The organism is Brevibacillus jepli (assembly GCF_047229145.1).
GTDB lineage: Bacteria > Bacillota > Bacilli > Brevibacillales > Brevibacillaceae > Brevibacillus.
In genome coordinates this window covers 33799-51097 of sequence record NZ_JBFEFW010000029.1, presented here as the reverse complement: position 1 = coordinate 51097, position 17299 = coordinate 33799, and the positions used below count along the sequence as shown (strand labels likewise).

General features: G+C 47.1%; 15 protein-coding genes. 6 read left to right on the top strand and 9 right to left on the bottom strand.

Translation table 11 applies throughout. The features are described from left to right. The first annotated feature begins 21 nt into the window (after window positions 1–21). On the top strand, window positions 22–729 hold the full coding sequence (locus tag AB1L17_RS24930; RefSeq protein WP_412847807.1) for a response regulator transcription factor: 708 nt from the start codon (window positions 22–24) through the stop codon (window positions 727–729). A 69-nt stretch (window positions 730–798) separates the two neighbouring features. Here AB1L17_RS24930 and AB1L17_RS24925 read toward each other — a convergent pair whose 3' ends face one another. After that, window positions 799–1260, bottom strand: coding sequence for a GNAT family N-acetyltransferase (locus AB1L17_RS24925; RefSeq protein ID WP_412847806.1), 462 nt, complete (start codon window positions 1258–1260; stop codon window positions 799–801). Window positions 1261–1392: 132 nt separating this feature from the next. After that, window positions 1393–3114 carry an amidohydrolase gene (locus AB1L17_RS24920; RefSeq protein WP_412847805.1) on the bottom strand — a complete coding sequence of 574 codons (1722 nt, stop codon included), beginning with the start codon at window positions 3112–3114 and terminating at the stop codon, window positions 1393–1395. A gap of 277 nt (window positions 3115–3391) precedes the next feature. On the opposite strand from AB1L17_RS24920, the gene AB1L17_RS24915 reads away from it, so the two are divergent. Both AB1L17_RS24915 and AB1L17_RS24910 read left to right on the top strand, forming a co-directional pair. Next, window positions 3392–3841 (top strand): MarR family winged helix-turn-helix transcriptional regulator, encoded by a 450-nt coding sequence (locus AB1L17_RS24915; protein ID WP_412847804.1) that lies wholly within the window; start codon window positions 3392–3394, stop codon window positions 3839–3841. Further along, window positions 3829–5466, top strand: a complete 1638-nt coding sequence (locus AB1L17_RS24910; protein WP_412847803.1) for a DHA2 family efflux MFS transporter permease subunit — start codon at window positions 3829–3831, stop codon at window positions 5464–5466. The genes AB1L17_RS24915 and AB1L17_RS24910 overlap by 13 nt, the downstream gene beginning before the upstream one ends. Window positions 5467–5504: 38 nt before the next feature. On the opposite strand, the gene AB1L17_RS24905 is transcribed toward AB1L17_RS24910, so the two are convergent. Both AB1L17_RS24905 and AB1L17_RS24900 read right to left on the bottom strand, forming a co-directional pair. Next, window positions 5505–6104, bottom strand: coding sequence for a pentapeptide repeat-containing protein (locus tag AB1L17_RS24905; protein ID WP_412847802.1), 600 nt, complete (start codon window positions 6102–6104; stop codon window positions 5505–5507). A gap of 88 nt (window positions 6105–6192) precedes the next feature. Beyond that, complete coding sequence (locus tag AB1L17_RS24900) at window positions 6193–6942, bottom strand: metallophosphoesterase family protein (RefSeq protein ID WP_412847801.1); 750 nt, start codon at window positions 6940–6942, stop codon at window positions 6193–6195. A 36-nt stretch (window positions 6943–6978) separates the two neighbouring features. Here AB1L17_RS24900 and AB1L17_RS24895 point away from each other — a divergent pair, with 36 nt between their 5' ends. The 3 genes from AB1L17_RS24895 to AB1L17_RS24885 all read left to right on the top strand — a co-directional run bounded on the left by AB1L17_RS24895 (window position 6979) and on the right by AB1L17_RS24885 (window position 10619). Beyond that, window positions 6979–8064, top strand: coding sequence for an SMI1/KNR4 family protein (locus AB1L17_RS24895; protein WP_412847800.1), 1086 nt, complete (start codon window positions 6979–6981; stop codon window positions 8062–8064). A gap of 255 nt (window positions 8065–8319) precedes the next feature. Next, a complete protein-coding gene (locus tag AB1L17_RS24890) occupies window positions 8320–8877 on the top strand; it encodes an RNA polymerase sigma factor (protein ID WP_412847799.1) in 558 nt (185 codons plus the stop codon). Continuing rightward, window positions 8874–10619, top strand: coding sequence for a DUF4179 domain-containing protein (locus AB1L17_RS24885; RefSeq protein ID WP_412847798.1), 1746 nt, complete (start codon window positions 8874–8876; stop codon window positions 10617–10619). The genes AB1L17_RS24890 and AB1L17_RS24885 overlap by 4 nt, the downstream gene beginning before the upstream one ends. A gap of 57 nt (window positions 10620–10676) precedes the next feature. Here the strand turns inward: AB1L17_RS24885 and AB1L17_RS24880 are convergent, their stop codons facing one another. The 5 genes from AB1L17_RS24880 to tnpB all read right to left on the bottom strand — a co-directional run bounded on the left by AB1L17_RS24880 (window position 10677) and on the right by tnpB (window position 17174). Further along, the gene (locus AB1L17_RS24880) at window positions 10677–11174 is read right to left on the bottom strand and encodes a GNAT family N-acetyltransferase (protein WP_412847797.1); all 498 of its coding nucleotides are present in this window, start codon (window positions 11172–11174) and stop codon (window positions 10677–10679) included. 37 nt (window positions 11175–11211) lie between these two features. Next, window positions 11212–11829 carry a TetR/AcrR family transcriptional regulator gene (locus AB1L17_RS24875; RefSeq protein ID WP_412847796.1) on the bottom strand — a complete coding sequence of 206 codons (618 nt, stop codon included), beginning with the start codon at window positions 11827–11829 and terminating at the stop codon, window positions 11212–11214. A 169-nt stretch (window positions 11830–11998) separates the two neighbouring features. Beyond that, complete coding sequence (locus tag AB1L17_RS24870; protein ID WP_412847819.1) at window positions 11999–12505, bottom strand: DUF6933 domain-containing protein; 507 nt, start codon at window positions 12503–12505, stop codon at window positions 11999–12001. Window positions 12506–12540: 35 nt separating this feature from the next. After that, entirely contained in the window at window positions 12541–15702 is a 3162-nt protein-coding gene (locus tag AB1L17_RS24865) for a hybrid sensor histidine kinase/response regulator (RefSeq protein ID WP_412847795.1), read from the bottom strand. 350 nt (window positions 15703–16052) lie between these two features. After that, the gene (gene tnpB / locus AB1L17_RS24860; RefSeq protein WP_412847794.1) at window positions 16053–17174 is read right to left on the bottom strand and encodes an IS200/IS605 family element RNA-guided endonuclease TnpB; all 1122 of its coding nucleotides are present in this window, start codon (window positions 17172–17174) and stop codon (window positions 16053–16055) included. Window positions 17175–17299 lie beyond the last annotated feature (125 nt).

The window sequence follows — 17299 nt, the reverse complement described above, 5'->3', positions numbered from 1 at the left end:
CGATTATGGGGGAATGCCAACATGGTAAATAAAAACAAGAAAGAGACCATTCGCGTGGTCCTGGTCGATGACCAAACTATGATCCGTCAAGGATTGGGGTATGTCATAAAAATGCAGGAGGATATGGAAGTAGTCGGGGAGGCTTCCAATGGAGAAGAGGCTGTGCAGGTCATTAGAGATGTGATACCGGATGTCGTATTAATGGATGTACAAATGCCAAACATGTCGGGAATCGAAGCGACCCGCGAAATCATCCGACTCCATCCTTCGATTAAAGTGTTAATCCTCACGACCTTTGACACGCACGCTTACATCGTAGACGGTATTCGCGCAGGTGCTATCGGTTATATGTTAAAGGATTCCGACTCGCAGGACATGTTGGACCTCATTCGCAGAGCCCATCAGGGAGAAGCACTGTTCTACACCGCGACTGCCGCCCAGGCCCTCGCGGAAGTTCTTCAATTTCAACAAGAGAATTTCGATTCTGCGTCTCATCCTGATTCGGACACTGTGCTTCCCCCTCTCGTCATGTTAGATCAGTTGACCGATCGAGAGCTGGACGTACTGCAGCAGCTATCCTACGGTAAACGCAACGATCAAATAGCACAGCAGTTGCTCATCTCAGAAGGTACAGTCAAAACGCATATCCATCGGATTTTGCAAAAAATGGGCGTGGAAGATCGTACACAAGCAGTTGCCAAGGCCATCCGGTATAAAATCGTGAAATAATGAAAAAACGAAAAAGCCCAAGCAACCGATTTCTGCTTGAGCCGTTTCGCTGAATCGTAAGACTGTTGGCTACGCTCCGATCACGAACTCTAGCAACGGCAATGTTCTGCCCGGGAAAACAGTAGACGAGATTTCTCCTACTCGCTTTGCTCCCCTCGCCAAGTAAAACGGTTCCGCGTACGGGTCACTGTGGATGGTGATGACTGGGATGTCCAGCTTTTGTGCTACCTCTACCATATGCTGCCACAGAGCCTTTCCGTATCCTTTTCCAACCGCTTCTGGTTCCATGAACAAATAGCTTAATAACCATAGCTCCTGCTCTGATTCCTTTTCCAGACTCATGAACCCCTTGATGCTGCCCTCATCCTCTAGAACATATACTTCGTGAGTCTCGATATACGCAGGTGATAACGTCAGGTCGTCGCGACAGGCCTCCATGAATTCATCACTGTATCCCCAAAAAGCTTTGGAACGATAGGCAAGCTCGCTGAGCTCACTCGCTTCTTGTCCTTTTGCTCTGCGGATGTTCATCTTATTGCACCTCCGGCATTTGATCGAGTCTGAATCGTATCAGTAGTTCCCCAGGGATATTCGAGAATCCTCTCCCACTGCTCTGCCCAAAAGAAAAAATGGCCATCGGAATCGACGACCATTTTGCCCTGCTTACTTTTCTTCTTTTTGACGATACACTTCTTTGCCTTCTACCCAGGTCTGTACGACCTTTGCGTCCTTGATTTGTGTGACTGGTATTTTAAACAAGTTTTTATCGAGCACGATGAGGTCTGCCTTCTTGCCGACTTCAATCGAGCCTGTGATATCATCTACGTGGTTTGCATAAGCGCCATCAATTGTGAAGCTGGCAATCATCTCTGCCAGAGTGGCACGCTCTTTTGGATTGGCGATTTTGCTCGGATCGGTTACACCATCTTCGATTCGGGTAATGCCTTGTTGAATGCCGTGAAGCGGATTGAATTCAGGCGTCACGATGTAGTCAGACGAAGAAGCGACACGTGCCCCATGATTCAAAAAGCTCTTCATCGGGTATTCTTTTTCGGCACGTTCGCGGCCCAAATAAGGCACTTCGATCTCATCGTAGTAGCCCTCTTCCTGCATAAACCAGAACGGCTGCACGATTCCAACTGCGCCCAGCTTCTTGAAGCGCTCGATGTCTGTTTCATTGACCAGCTGCAAATGCACGAGCGAGTGGCGAGCATCGCGCTTGCCGTTTTGTTTTTCAGCGAGTTCCATCCCGTCCAGTGCGATGCGGGTAGAAGCATCCCCAATGGAATGGACGTGCAATTGGAAGCCGGCCTTGTCCAATGCGACTGCTGTTTGGTTATAGACATCTTGCTTCCAGATTAATTCCCCGTTCGTTTCCTTATGGACATATGGTTTTTCCAAGTAAGCCGTAGCACCTTCCACGACTCCATCCAAAAAGATTTTGACAGCGTTCACCTGGAATAGCGGGTTTTGATTGCGCTCACGGATTTTTACGAATTCGGCGACCTGCTCAGGTCCTTTTTCCGGATTTGCTGTCATGGCATTGCGGAAGCGAATGGTCAGCTTGTCCTCTTTGGCGAGCTCCTCGTACGCTTCCAATACATTCGGATAGCGCAGCATATCCGGGTCGCGCACGGTCGTCACGCCGCGTTCAACCGCTTTGTCTTGGTAAGCTTCAATTCCGGACTTGTATTGCTGCACGGTGTATCCGCCAATTTTGGCCAGCACCAGATCCATGGCGCTTTCACGCAATGTTCCAGATGCTTCTCCCGTCTTCGGATCGCGCTCGATAATGCCACCTTCAGGGTTTGGCGTGTCCTTCGTGATTCCGGCCAGCTTCAATGCTGCCGAGTTCACCCACAAAGAATGTCCATCATCCGAGGTCAGTGCGATTGGAGTCGTTGGAACGATTTTATCCAATACTTCCTTGCGCGGACCGATACCAGGCACTACCGGATTACTCCAGCCGCGTCCTTGCAGGGTTGGTTCGTTTGGATGCTCTTTTACGAATTTCTCGATGGTCGCAACGTATTCCTCGACAGAGCCTCCGTCAAACAAATCGATGGAGTAAATGAGTCCCGTCGTTTTGCTCGCATGCGTATGGCTATCGATAAAGCCCGGCAACACCATTTGGCCATTCAGATCGGTTACCTTCGTATCCTTGCCGATGTATGCTTTCGCACCTTCATCAGTACCTACATAGACGATTTTGTCACCGCGTACTGCCACTGCCTCTGCCCAGCTGCTCTTTTTGTCCACTGTGTAGACCGCACCATTGGAAAGAACGACATCTGCTGGCTGATTCGTCTCTTGTGCTGCAAAAGCTGACATTGGACTCATCAACGCTGTTGCGAGCAGTGCGCTGGTCAATTTTTTCCCTAACACGTTCAGATCCCCACCTATCTATTTATCTCGGATGAATAAGAAAGCCAAAACTGATTGTAGCATCGCAACTCTGAAAATTCCATGAAATCAGGGCGAAAATTAGTATTTTTTCCCGATTTTTGACGAAAACAATCACATAATGGCCAACTGAACTGGTCAAATTGGTAAAAGGTTGATTTTGACTTTCCTGCATAAGTAGATGTATACTCGTAAATGTTTTAGTGGGTAAACATTTAACCCGGCATATAATTAAACAGTCAAAACAGGAGAGGGTAATATGCCAAGACAGGTTAATTTTGAAGAACTCTATATTCAACTCCAACGAAAAGTTTCAGCTGAGTCGCACAAGCGCCTGGACCCACTTGTGTCAGGATCACAAGCCATGCTTTTGCGAATTCTGGATATGAATGGTCCGCAAAAGGCATCTACGATCGCAGAACGTATGAATATTACACCTGGAGCCGTTACCAGTCTCGCTGATAAATTGATTGCTTGCGGCTATGCCACGAGAAATCGTGACAACACAGATCGCCGCGTCGTGCAGCTGGATATAACCGATCAAGGAAAAGAGATCCTGCGGCAATACAAGGCCGTGATCAAGAGTACCATTGAACAGTTTTTTGCAGGCGTAACGGAGGAAGACAAGCAACACCTGGTCCGCATCTATAAACAAGTACTGAAGAATATTGAGCAACAAAGAGAGGAGCATCCAGATTGCAACAACTGACAGAGAAAAAGAAAGTAACGATCATGATCGCGATCATTACGGCTATGTTTTTCGCCGCGATCAACCAGACCATTATCGGGGTTGCCATGCCGCGCATTATCGCCAAGCTCGGTGGCATGGATTACTATTCGTGGGCGATTACGATTTATTTGCTGACCTCAACCGTCGCTTCCGTGCTGGTAGGGAAGCTCTCCGATATATATGGAAGAAAGCCGTTTATTTTGACGGGTATCGGGTTATTTAGTATCGGGGCCTTGTTGTCCGGGTTTTCGACCGATATTTTTCAACTGATTACGTATCGTGGCATTCAAGGGGCGGGTGCCGGGATCATCATGTCTACTGCTTTTACCGCCATGGGTGATCTGTACGAACCTCGCGAGCGCGCAAAATGGGGCGGAGTCATGAGTGCCGTCTTCGGCGTATCCAGTGTGCTTGGTCCTCTGATGGGCGGCTATATCGTCGACCATCTCGACTGGCACTGGGTGTTCTGGATCTTTTTGCCGATTGGCGTGATTGCTTTTCTTTTGATCATGATTCATTTCCCGAAGGTCGCGAAGCAAGAAGGAGAGTCTGTCGACTACTTCGGCTCGCTGTTCTTGACGCTCACCATCGTACCGATGCTGCTCGCCTTCTCATGGGCAGGTGAGGGGCCGGGCAAATACGCTTGGGGCTCGTGGCAAATTATTGGTTTGTTTGCCGCCACAATCGTTGCGTTGATCGTGTTTATTAGGATTGAGATGAAAGTAAAAACTCCAGTGCTTCCGCTGGGCTTGTTCAAAAACAGTATTTTTACGGTCTCCAATCTGGTCGGATTCTTCCTCAATGCCGGGATGATGGGCGCTATCATTTATGTGCCGTTCTTTGTTCAAGGGGTTAAAGGCATCTCTCCGACGATGGCCGGTTATGTGGCGATGCCGATGTCCATTGCCCTGCTCGCGACCTCCGCACTCGCCGGACAAATCATGACCAAGACAGGGAAATATAAAAAGATGGCGTTAGGCGGACTTTCCGTCATGGCTTTGGGCATGGTGCTGATGTATTTCATGTCCCCGGCTACCCCAATTTATTTGCTCGTGATCTACATGATTATTCTCGGATTGGGGATCGGCATTGCAATGCCAGTCTTCTCCTTGACTGTGCAAAATGCCGTTGCACCACAGCAGCTGGGCGTGGCTACAGCAACCTCGCAGCTCTTCCGTAACCTCGGTGGTACCATCGGAATTGCTGTCATGGGAACCGTCATGAGTGCCAGCATGTCTGCGAAAATGACCCAGCTGTCAGGTGCAATGGGCCAAGGGACCAATCCCGCAGCAGCCGATCCTGCTCTGGCCGAGAAGCTGTCGCTCTTTACGAATCCGCAAAATTTGCTGGATCAGCCGAAAATTGAAGCAACACTGGCTAGTCTGCCACCGGATTTACAGCCGCTGTTTACAAATATGCTGGATATGATCCGGGAAGCGATGAGCCACGGTATTACGACTACGTTTTTGACGGGTGCCATTGTGGCAGGAATTGCTGTCATCATTGCGCTGTTCCTGAAGGAAGTTCCACTGCGTAGTGGGAAGATGGAGCAGAAGCCGGAGGGCGGTAGTGAGGAGAAGGACTTGCAAGTAGGAAAAGCTTAAAGGGAAAAGGAAGAGGGCACTTGTCCTCTTCCTTTTTTTCATGGTGTATCGATTTGCTGTACAAGCCAATTTCTCGCTTCCTCTCCTGCCAGAATGACTGGCTCCTCGAGGGTACCGATATTAATGCTTATGATAGTAGCTTCCTCTAAACCGGTTACTCCTTTTAATTGCGCTCCTCTAAACAACACTTCTTCAAATGAAGAATCACGGATATCTGCATCTTGTAAATCAGCATCTCTAAAATCTGCCTGATAAAAGAGAGCATTCACTAATTTTGCCTTCCGCAAATCGGCTCGCGCAAACACCGTTTCGAAGCAAGAGCTTTTGACAAAGTTTGTCTTTTGCAAATTAGCATTCGAAAAGTCAGCATAAGACGCTTCACTTTTGATGAAGATGGCGTTTTCTAAATTCGCTGTTCGAAACGTAGATGAGAACAGGTGCGCTGCATAGAGATCTTTATCCTTTAGATTCATTCCGTCAAATGTACTGGCGATCAAACGAGATTGGTCCAACGGGTAGTCAGAAACGTCTATGGAGCGAAAATCAACTTCATCGACGACTAATCTCTCTCCCGTTTTCCCAATCGAATCGATCCATTGTTTGTGCAAATCTAATTGCTTATGGATAGTTTCCTTCATAAAGACCACTTCCTTATCCGATAAACAAAATGGCTTCCTTTCGTTGGAAGGCTTGCGGCAATTTTTCTTGAATGCACTGATCGACATGCTACAGCTCCGCTCTCCCCGTTCGGATCGCATATGCATAATCTCTGCGCCCGTTTTCTTCCGCTCTTCTGGCTGCCAGCTCGAAATCATACGGAACCAATACATGCTCGACTAGCCACGAACCAGCTTGCTTTCTTACCGTGACATATTTGGCATGAGGCGTTTTCGATTCCATCGAATGCGGGTACGGTGCATCCTCAAAATACGCTGGAAGCCCAACACTCCCCGGGTTTACCACGAGCTTGCCATCCGGAAGCCACACTGATTTGGGCACATGAGAATGTCCGCAGAAAATAACTTTCTCTTGGATACCTGTCAGCTCAATCATTAATGCATTCGAGCTCTTGTCTTCAATCCCGTATGGAGCGACATTCTCCAATAAGTACACATCATCGGCATAAGGCGTCCCGTGGCAAAACAAGAGGTCATCCTGCGTCCATTGCTTTTTGAATGACTCCATCCAGCTGAGCACCTCCTGCGTAAGCAGTGGCTTCACGTATTGGAATGTGATTGACTCCATTTGCTCTTGCAGTAAATATCTGTCACAATTACCCATGATGTGTATCATTTCTGGCCGCTCCATCAAGAGCTCTGCCGTTTTGATCGGATCAATCGGTCCAAATAAGGTATCGCCCAAATTCACAATGGTTTGAATGCCGCGCGAATCAATGTCGTGCAGTACAGCTTCCAATGCGTAGGCGTTGCTGTGTATGTCGGAGATAACTGCGATAGAATGGTTGTTTTGGCTCATAGTCGTCACTCCTTTACGAATGAGGTGCTAGACTGGATGAAAGAACTCAGTCCAAAAAGTGCGTTTATTACAAAGGTCGAACAGTTGCTGGACCAATACCGAAGCCTTTATGACGGGGATTGCCCATATATTTTGAATGAACGTTTGACATTGGAACAAATCGAACAGTTCGAAGCTTCCGCTAAAATCATATTACCCCAAGACTACAAAGATTTCCTGTTCCATATTGGAAATGGCGGGAAATATGCCAGACAGTTCCCGCTGTCATTGTCGCATGCAAAGGACTGCTTGGAAGAGAGCATACGAAATACAGTAGGCTTCGAATATATGAGTCTCCCGTTTCACTTGGAGAAATGCAACAGTTGCTTTGACGATAATTTTGACGCTGACTTAGACGATGATGATGTCTTTGACGAACCTGAAGACGATGGATACAATCACATGATAGTAGAGGCTCTTCACGGTACCATTACTCTGCATAACGATGGGTGCGGGTATTTTATTGTCATGATTGTCTCAGGTGAACTTGCCGGCAAGTTGTACTACATCGATACAGCTAATGGACAGGGAACACGTTTCGTCAGTGATTCGTTTGCAGATTATTATCTCAAATGGCTTAATCAGCAGCTTACCCAAAGATTGGCCTACTTCGAACAAAACGACAAGTTTGATTGTGTCATTACCAATGTAAAGCTAGGTGGTAATGTCAGGGATTTGCACGTACGCAAGCTACAAAATGACTTCCGGTTTCAGTTTGAATATTTTTGCCCGGGTGACTTCAAGCATGAGGGGGGATATTCAGAGCATACCAAGGTCAACGATCGCCTCGTTGTCTCCTTGTACATGGAACATAGATCATACAGTGTTTTAGAACTGATCAAAGTGGATAACAGCATGGAGCCATCCATGACCCATATTGGAGAGCGCTCCTTGCACGAGGTCATCGGACGTGTAAAGCGGCTATTTACGCACGATATCGGTGGAAAATGCTTTCCTCTGTTTGTTGAGGGTCTGGAGCAAGAGATTTTGATTAAAGGCGTGAAGGATCTATCCGTTTCCGTAGGGGATGTTTTTAAAATTCGTGGACGGTTGAGTGGCGAAGTTTATCGAATTATGCGGTAAAAAGCCAGGCTTTTAAAGAGGATGCCCTTCTATTGATCGAAGAGAGGCATCCTTTTCCTATGCCATTTTCAATTTTTATGAAAAAGTTTAAGAGGGGCTCCCCCTTCTTTTCGTCTATAGTAGTGAACAACCAAACGGATTTATGCCCGTTTGGTTTGACCGCAAGCGGTCAGATTAAATTTCTATGAAAAACGTCAAGACGTTTTTCACAAAAAGGACGGCTGCGCAGCACCTTTTTGCAAGGAGGTAACAAACATGCAGGACGATCAAGAGATCATTGCGGAGGTTCTTCAAGGTAATAAAGAGGCTTATGCTCTGATCGTCAACAAATACAAGGGAAAAGTCGCCTCGATTCTTGGGCGCACGCTCCACCATTCTCATGATGCAGAGGACATGGTGCAAGAGGTTTTTATCAAGGCGTACTACAGTCTGCAAGATTATAAACCCAACTACTCGTTTTCCGCCTGGCTGTATCGGATCGCCATGAATCGCGGGATTGACGAGCTGCGAAAGCGCAAGCGGTTGCCAGCCCTGGCTCAAATGGATGATGAGTTCAAGGACGATTGCCCAATCCCGGAGGAAGATTACCTGGAAAAAGAACAGCGCCATGCTTTGCGACAGCAGATGATGGCACTGGATAAGGACTACAGGACGATCCTCGATCTGCATTATCTTCAGCAGTTGAGCTACCGAGAGATTGGGCACAAGCTCTCCTTGTCCATAGATACCGTGAGAATGCGCCTTTCCTATGCCAGGAAAAAGCTGCGAGACCAGCTAAGCAAGCCGAAGAAAAAAGGGGGTACCCCACTTTGAATTGCCTCACGCAAAGACAGCTGATCGCCTACATGGAAGATCGTTTAACACTCGTGAACAAACGAAATATCGAAAATCATCTCGATCATTGCACACACTGCCAACACCAGCTGGAGCAATGGATCGATGAGCTGCACCAAACGGAAGAAACAATGTGGGGAGACTCCCTCTCAGAAAATATGGATCAAAAGATTATTCAGATGCTCTCCCCTCATCCCGTGAGAGTATTGACCCCTGCTACCCCTTCACATCAACCACCTGCGTGGAAACAAAGGAGTATAACGATCATGAAAAGAATGACGATTGCCGCCGCTGCATTAACCGTTGTCGTATCCGGTGGAATGCTCGTCTCCCCTACCTTTGCTGGTTATGTCAATGCTGCTTTTACGAACAGCCCGATTGGCAAAGCCGATCCGGTAGCGCCAGTAACCAATAGCCTCCTGCAAAAACTAGCGGACAAAGGAATTGTACAAGCGGCCAAAAATGGATTTGCTCAGTCCGTAAATGTAAGTACGACCGATCAAGGCCTCACTTTTACCGTGCATGAAGTAGTAGCTGACCCGCTGCGTATTAGCATAGCAGCTTCTTTAAAAGACAAGAACGGCAAGGCAGTAGATAGCTTCATGTCGGAAATGATCAACAGATCCATCAGAGAGCCACTGATCACCATTAAAGACAAACAAGGGAACGTTCTTGTACCCTCTGAGGAAAAAGATGCTCACTACCCCAATAAACCATGGGATGTTTCCATGAATGTCACTCATGGTGTTATGACCTTGGACCGCGAGCTGCGCAGCTATTTTGATGATTTAAGCAAGGTGCCCGACGAGCTGATCGTAGAGTTTACCATCAAGGAACTGGAAGACATCAAGGGGAACTGGAAGCTGTCCGTACCTGTCGATATGAAAAAAGCAAAAGCTGCAACGAAGACGCACGAAATTAACAAATCTTATACGACCCCACAAGGACTCAAGCTGAACGTCAAACAGATGACGTTTGCTCCAAGCGGAGTGGAGATGGTGATTGATCGAACCCTTGCTGCTGACGAGAACAATGCATACAGCTATGAGTTAGTAGACGAAAAGGGCACAGCGATTGCCGCTTGGGATTCGACTGAGGTTATTCGTGAAGCCAGCAAACGAAACAATGTGATCAGCGATGTGAAATGGGATCATACCCAATCTACCGAAAATGGAGCAAGAGACTTCCATTACTTCTATCCAATCGACGACAGCCAAAACCTCACCTTCAAGCTCGGATCTGTTTATACAGAGGAAGCCGCTGCACTTAGCGCGAAATTAGACGCCGATCGCCTGGAGAAGAAAGAAGTCATCGCAGCAGAAGATCAGGGAGATCAGTTTACTTTCAAAAAATATAAAAAAGATCCGAACGCGGTCGTTGATTTTGAAGGCTATGACGGCCATCACCGCGTGAATGACGATGGGACTACCACGAAAGTAGAAGGCTACGACGTGACATTCGAGGCAACTCTCTCTCCAGAAACTGCCGCTATGCGTCCATATCAATACTGGACCATCACGGACGAGACCGGGAAAAAGTATGAAGACGTAGATTACTTGACCGATAAAACTGAGTATGAAAAAGGCCGGGCGATTTTTGGAGGCACCATCTTCTTGGAAAACGTCACAACGCTGCCTAAACAGTTGATGATTACTTCCGAAAAACGAATGGTTGAGCACAAAAATGTGGAGTGGGAAGTACCGATTTACACTGGAAAATAAAAGATACTATCATACGCAAGAGACTGGTGGTACACTTCGTACTGCCAGCCTCTTTTTTTAGTTGATATATTCCTGTTGCAGCATGCCCATGTGCACGAGATCATGCCATTGTCCCTCGCGAAACAAAAACTGTCGCGAGATTCCCTCCTGCTTGAATCCGAGCTTCTCGTACAGCTTGATCGCTTTTTCGTTAAAGGAAAAGACGCGAATCGATACCCGATGCAGATTCATTTCCAAGAAAGCATAATCGAGCAGTAGCTTCAACGCTTCTCGTCCATACCCTTTTCCCCAGTACTCCTTCTCCCCAATATCGATGATGCACTCCGCATTGCGGTTTTTCGTGTCGATTTGGATGAGGGAGGTAATCCCGATTGGTCGATTGGTTTGGCTATCTACGATCATGTAGCTTTTCGATGAGCTTGATTGCAGGATGACCTGATTCACAAACCCGTTCGTATCGTCCCATGTATATACGTCCATGGACGGACTCGTTGTCCGCATGACTTCCACGTCATTTCGCCATGAATGATAGACGTCCACATCCTCCCCCGTCATTTATTCTCTCTGATTGAAACAGCATGCGTACCCCTCCTTATTGAACCGGTCCCAGCATCGCTTTCAAGGAAAACAACAGTGCCCCCATCTGCTCGGATACCTTCGTTTTCTCTGCACCCAAATGCGCCGTGTCCAGCATCAGCCCATCAATAAACGAGATCAGATAGCGAGCGATCGCCTCGCCTGGAAGCTGTGGCTTGAATTCACCTGTCGCTGTCCCGTGCTCGAAGAAAGCTGTCAACACAGCCACCATTTTTTCATAGCGAGTCGAAATGTATGGATAGCTCGCCTGCTTTTGCTGATCTTTCAGCGATAAGAAAAACTCGGAATTGGCTTGGGTCAGTGTTTGTTCAATTTTCTCGATCTTTGCTTGCTGCCTCAAAATCCACTTGGTGATCTGCTCCCAAGACGTTTCTTCATCATTGGGCCGGAAGAATTGCGCATCCTTTTGATCCTCGCATTGAAGCAGTTCCAAGTATAAATGCTCCAGATTATCAAAGTAGGCGTACAGCGCTCCTCTCGATACTCCTGCTTCGTCCATGACGTCCTGCATAGTGGCTCGTGTATATCCCTTTGCGATGAAGACGCATTTTGCCGATTCAAGCAGTTCGTTTTTCTTATTGGTTTTGTATTCGTCGCTCACTCTAGGGGACATAAGGTTCAGCAACCTCCTTTGCACAAAATGTACACGAATGTCGTTTTTGATAATGAATACATTATAAACGACACATTTGTCGTTTTTCAACTTTTCATTACTCGTTTATTGAATCTGAACAAAAAAAAAGCATCCTGATTCACTCGTAAAAGTGAGGATGCTTTTGGCTCTATAAATTTTCTAAGGCTTCAATCATTGCTTTTCTAGGAAAAAGTTGCGGTAATTTGGTCATGATGTAATCATTCAAAAACCGATTCACCTCATCAATACCCAATTCATTGCTCTCCCTCATATTCCTATCCATATCTTCCTGCGCAATCCATATCATGTCATTCATTTGACTAAGAATGCTTCTATCGCTTGTTTCCGTATAAGCGGCCGCACCGACATTCAGTAAATACTTCTCAACCAGTGATTGCCCGATTCCTTCTGCGAGAAGGTTCTCTGCGATTTTTTCTTTCACCAATTGATCAAAACGGTTAAATTCGGCCTTCTTCAATCCATACATAACGAAATTGTATCTTGTTACGTTATTCATCACCAATACGCACTTTCGCCGTTGATGTACAAACAGGTGAGCGTGCCATCTGTATAAAGGTTCCGAAGCTATTTTTTCTTTATCAGACACAGTAACCTTCAGTTCTGCTATAAGCATTTTCGTGCATTGAAAAGTAATAACGACGATTCACCTCATTTTAAGTAGTTTCGAATTTACAGTCGATCCGGTATCACAAAGGAAACCGTTGTTCCTTCGCCCGGCTTGCTCGTAATGGACAAGCCCTTCCCGTACAATTGCGTCAGTCTTCGATTCGTGTTAGAGACCCCGATGCCGCCTCTTTCCTTCTTCGATACATCGAGAATTTGCCGGACAAGCGCTTCCTCCATCCCGATACCGTCATCCCCCACCTCAAAAAGCGTGGCGTTGTTTTGCCGGACGATGCGGATATGAAGAGTTCCTCCCTCTAATCGAGTCAGAAGCCCATGATTGATCGCATTTTCAACCAACGGCTGAATGGTCAGCGGCGGGATCAGCAGATCAATATCAGGATCAACCTCCCACTCAATCGATAACCGCTCCCCAAACCGTTCCTTTTCAATGTAAAGATAGGCTTGAACCAGCTCCAACTCATGGGTGAGCGCGACTTGTTTGCCCGTATTCAAAAAGTCGAAGCTAATATGCAAAAAGGCGGTAAACGCATCCCCGAGTTTACGCATCTTCTCCGTATCAATGTCACTCAGTGCCATAATCGAGCTGAGCGTGTTGAACAAGAAATGCGGGTGGATCTGCGCCTGCAAGTAGGCAGCCTCCATGCGCAGTCGCTCATCGACTGTTTGCTTGAGCGTCGTCAAAGACCAGACGCGGTATTTCAGCTCCATTCCATCTACCGGTTTGCAGACATAGTCATTTGCCCCAGACAAATACCCGGTGTATACATCCTCTGACTGGCTTCGCGCGGTTAAGAGCAAGATCGGGAGCTCAGAAACAGAGAAATGCTCCCTTACCTTTTGCGTCAGCTCGTAGCCAGACATATGCGGCATCATGACATCAATGATGAGCAAGTCCCATTGCTCCGTAAATAGCAAATCGAGTGCGTCTATGGGCGATGTACACGTCGTGATTTGGTAGTGAGAGGAGGAGAGCATTCGATCCAGCACCCTCAGGTTAACCGGGTCGTCATCAATCGCTAAGATGTTCGCCTTCTTCTCCACATACGCATGCGCTGCTGTTTGCTGGATCGTCCAAGCATCAGGAGATTCACTCTGCCTGATCTTAATGATCGACGCCATTTGATTGCTCATGTCAATCTGCTCTGCATACTGGCTCTCTGCTACTGTCATTTCATCTGTATACACCACCGGCAGCCTGAAGTGAAATACTGATCCTTTGCCCGGTTCAGATTCGACACCAAGCTCGCTGCCATGCAGTTCTACCAGCTGTGTGCAGATAGCGAGGCCGAGGCCGATTCCCCCTCCCTCGTTGGTCGCTTGTGCTCCCTGCTCATACGGAAGGAACATCCTGGCCTTGGTTGTGGCATCCATCCCGATTCCCGTATCGGATACATAAATCGCTACCTGTCCGTCCACGACCTCGGCCGAAACGGTGACAGAGCCTTCATCGGTGAATTTCAGTGCGTTGTGGATGAGATTGAACAAGATTTGGACTAACCGCTTTTCGTCTGCCAAGATCGGCGGGATGGAATCCGGAATGTCCGTTTTTAATTGTACAGGCTTGCCCTCTACCATATAGGTGAGCATGCTGATGATACCCGAAACAACCGATTGGATATGCAGCGGCTTCTTCTGCAACACGATATGCTTGTCCTGCAACCGCACGACGTCTAGCAAATCATCCAGCAAATGCGACATTCTGCGGCTGATGGTAATAAGCAGCTCCATGTCCTGTGTGCTGTGGCCGGCCATGACATTCTTCTCATTGTTGACGACGGTCTGTGCAATATTCATAATGCCGTGCAATGGCGTCCTCAGCTCGTGAGAAGTATGGGCGAGAAACTGGTCTTTGAGCTTGTCGGCTACTTTCAATTGCTCCGTCAGCTTTGCCTTTTCTTCTGAATTGCGGAAGAATCGCTTGAACCAATAGGCAGAAAAACAGACAAGAGCAGCAATCAGATCGAGCGGATAATACACGTACCTGATATTTATGATTCGATATTCCATCATTGCGGACCACATGACATTGGAAAAAATACTCGTTGCAGCAATGAGCAAGAACACCGCGTCATGCTTGTTTTGCATGAGCATGCTGCTGATCCTGAAAACAAACAGCAACAACGGGCCGAAATAAAGAATGAACAAAAATGGCGTTCCAGCTAATACATACACCCATTGAGCCGTCCCCAGTACGATGGAAACCGAGTAAAGACTAAGTATGGAAAGATACGCTCTAAACGGTTTGGAGTATTCTTTCTCCGCTTGTTCAGATAAGCTTCTGACCAATAAGATCATGAGCAGAGGTTGCCATATGTAGGCGAGAACTTCCACCTTTATCGCCCATGTATAGTCGATCGGGAGCCAAAGCAACACCAGGTTGTCATAATCCGAAACAATCTCGATCCCCACGCAAAAAAGCAACAAAAAAAACACCAGAAACTCTTTGTAACGGGGATTAAAAATATACAAAATGCCAGCATACAAGCCATGTAGCACAAGGATTAAGAAGGTGGCCAGCTGGAAGCCGATGGAATACCAACGCTCGGTATCAATAGCTGCCTGCGACCCGAAATAAAGCGATCTGACGATACCCCCTTCAAGTGGATTATGAAAATTGGCAGTGCGGACAAGCACTTCAATGACCTCTGGATCTTTTACATTGTACGTAGCCGTAAAGGATTGCTTCCGCGGTGTATACGCTTCCTCTGTGGCCTCAGGCACCCCGACTTTAGCTAGAATTTCTCCGTTAATCTCAACGGTGGAAGATGCCTCCACCTGTGGAACCCAGACGGTGTATGGATACTGTAGCGGTTGATCGACCAAGATCCTTAGTCGATAGGTTCCATAGCCATATGATGAGGAGGAGTCCTCTGGGAAAGCACTTCTCCAATCACCAGGCACCTGGACATATTGTCGTTTGGCACTCAATGATTGCTTAAAGTCCTCATGCCCCATAAATAATCCCGGAAAAAACTCCCACTCTCCGTCTAACGAAATGGACGGAGAGTTTTCGAAGTCCCACCCGCGCATGTCAAGGACGCCTTGAACTGCTTTCGGATGCTCCGGGATCTTATTGGCCGAAAACCACATCCACCGGAGGCCAAGTAAAAAAGCAAGGAACAACAGAGTAATCAACGTATACTTCAAGATGAACCCGGCTGTACTCTGCGAGTTTTTGGATCGTATCTTTATCATAGTAAGCATCTTTCGACACAATTCCCATTAACCCTTGTCACTTTACACTTCAGGCAGGCCTGTTTTTCTCACACAAACTGTCTATTATCGTTATTCCGCTAGAAATGTAGAAATTTTGCGCACAGTGTTCCGATAAGAATCGACTCACATGATATCCGCCATAAAAGCCAAGATGAACAACCTTCCAAATATCGGCTAAAATCACATATTCTCACACGCGAAAACATATAGACATGTATCCATTGTGTAAGTAGATTGAACACTCCCTCCACCTACGCTATTGCTTAGAGGTGGGGGATTCTTGGGTAGTCACCTCTACTGAAGTGAATTGCGCCAAGCTATCCCTGTCGTCCCGACAGTTAAGTTGTTTCACACAACAAACGAAGTCCTTCTCGCTCAATATTGATCGCGGCATTCTCGTCACGGTCATGCCGTGTCCCGCAGTTCGAGCATGTCCACTCTCGCAAGTTCAGATTCTTGACATCTTTGTTGCGGTTCCCGCAGTTTGGTGTGGAGCAAAGTTGGCTGGAAGGAAATTGTTTACCGACAAAGGAGAGCGTTCGTCCATACCATTCGGCTTTGTAAGTCAGCATGGCGCGAAAAGTGGACCATGACGCATCTGCAATGCTTTTCGCCAGCTTGTGATTCTTGATCAGGTGGTTTACTTGCAAGTCCTCCAAACAGATCACTTTGTTTTCGCGAATCAGCTTGGTGGACAGTTTATGCAGGAAGTCATTTCGGGTGTTGGCTACTTTTTCATGCCAGATCGCTACTTTTCTTCTCGCTTTTTCATAATTTTTCCCGCCTTTTTGCCTGTGGGCCAGCCTCCTTTGCCACTGAATCAGTTTCTTTTCATACCGACGAAGGTACTTGGGATTTCTGATCTTTTCCCCCGTGGAAAACGTAGCAAATTCTTTGAGACCCAGGTCGATGCCAATGGTTTTCTCTTTGTCTACAGGAATATACGAAGAGTAAGGTACCTCACAAAGCACCGAAACAAAATATTTCCCGCTTGGATTCCGTCTAACCGTTTCGTTTAGAATCCGACCTTCTACTTCTCGGGATTTTGCGAATGTCACCCAGCCAAGTTTCGGCAGCTTGATGTGGTTCCCGTTGATTCGGATGTTTCCATTTGTATGTTTCGTGGTATAGGACTTAACGATATTCTTCTTGCTTTTAAAACGCGGCGCTTCATTTTGTTTCTTGAAAAATCGGGTGAAAGCATCTGCGAGGTTGTCGAGGGAGGATTGAAGGGCGGTGCTGTCTACTTCTTGGAGCCAAGGCAGTTCCTTTTTTAACGGTGGCAGTTGAGCAGCACAAGAATGGTAGGTTAACCCCTTGCCCGTTTGTTTGTAGGTTTCGTTCCAACGTGCAAGAAATCGATTGAACACAAACCGACTGCAACCCAATGTTTTCGCGATGAGTACTGCTTGTTCCTGATTGGGAAAAATGCGAAATTGGAACGCTTTTTTACGTAGCATCCTGATTCACCTCCTCCCATGAAAAGTTTACCACAGAAGGAACGTATGTTCTACAAAAAGATTGCGGGAACAACCCAAAAAGCAGAGGTCCTTCCTTCGCAACGCCGATTCATCCCCCACTTTCG

Excerpts from the sequence above, each read along its gene's own strand:
- AB1L17_RS24930 (WP_412847807.1), top strand. The coding sequence starts at position 22 with ATGGTAAATAAAAACAAGAAAGAGACCATTCGCGTGGTCCTGGTCGAT.
- AB1L17_RS24925 (WP_412847806.1), bottom strand. The coding sequence starts at position 1,260 with ATGAACATCCGCAGAGCAAAAGGACAAGAAGCGAGTGAGCTCAGCGAG.
- AB1L17_RS24915 (WP_412847804.1), top strand. The coding sequence starts at position 3,392 with ATGCCAAGACAGGTTAATTTTGAAGAACTCTATATTCAACTCCAACGA.
- AB1L17_RS24905 (WP_412847802.1), bottom strand. The coding sequence starts at position 6,104 with ATGAAGGAAACTATCCATAAGCAATTAGATTTGCACAAACAATGGATC.
- AB1L17_RS24900 (WP_412847801.1), bottom strand. The coding sequence starts at position 6,942 with ATGAGCCAAAACAACCATTCTATCGCAGTTATCTCCGACATACACAGC.
- AB1L17_RS24895 (WP_412847800.1), top strand. The coding sequence starts at position 6,979 with ATGAAAGAACTCAGTCCAAAAAGTGCGTTTATTACAAAGGTCGAACAG.
- AB1L17_RS24890 (WP_412847799.1), top strand. The coding sequence starts at position 8,320 with ATGCAGGACGATCAAGAGATCATTGCGGAGGTTCTTCAAGGTAATAAA.
- AB1L17_RS24880 (WP_412847797.1), bottom strand. The coding sequence starts at position 11,174 with ATGACGGGGGAGGATGTGGACGTCTATCATTCATGGCGAAATGACGTG.
- AB1L17_RS24875 (WP_412847796.1), bottom strand. The coding sequence starts at position 11,829 with ATGTCCCCTAGAGTGAGCGACGAATACAAAACCAATAAGAAAAACGAA.
- AB1L17_RS24865 (WP_412847795.1), bottom strand. The coding sequence starts at position 15,702 with ATGCTTACTATGATAAAGATACGATCCAAAAACTCGCAGAGTACAGCC.
- tnpB (WP_412847794.1), bottom strand. The coding sequence starts at position 17,174 with ATGCTACGTAAAAAAGCGTTCCAATTTCGCATTTTTCCCAATCAGGAA.